1 protein-coding gene is annotated in these 238 nt (G+C 67.2%); it reads right to left on the bottom strand.

Annotated features, from left to right (window positions below; genetic code table 11):
- Window positions 1–20 precede the first annotated feature (20 nt).
- The coding region (locus SB773_RS34505; RefSeq protein WP_410595037.1) for a hypothetical protein at window positions 21–238 on the bottom strand (218 nt) is incomplete at its 5' end.

Raw genomic sequence — 238 nt, 5'->3', positions numbered from 1 at the left:
CCTGCCCGTGCTGATCCTCATCATGTTCCTGCTGGGCTGAGCATCTCAGCGGTGCGCACGTCGCGCACCGCTGAGAGCGTCAGAGGCAGGTCGCGCATCACCACGACGCTGTCGAAGACCGCGGCGCCCGTGGGAAGAGCGTCGAAGAACGACGACCGCAGGCTGTGCAGCCGAGCACCCTCGACCTTCCATTCCTCGGATGCGAGAGCGACCGGTTCGACGCTGCGCCCGTCTCGCG

The organism is Bacillus sp. SIMBA_074, from assembly GCF_046534555.1.
Classification (GTDB): domain Bacteria; phylum Bacillota; class Bacilli; order Bacillales; family Bacillaceae_G; genus Bacillus_A; species Bacillus_A mycoides.
This window is presented reverse-complemented; position numbering and strand designations above follow the sequence as displayed.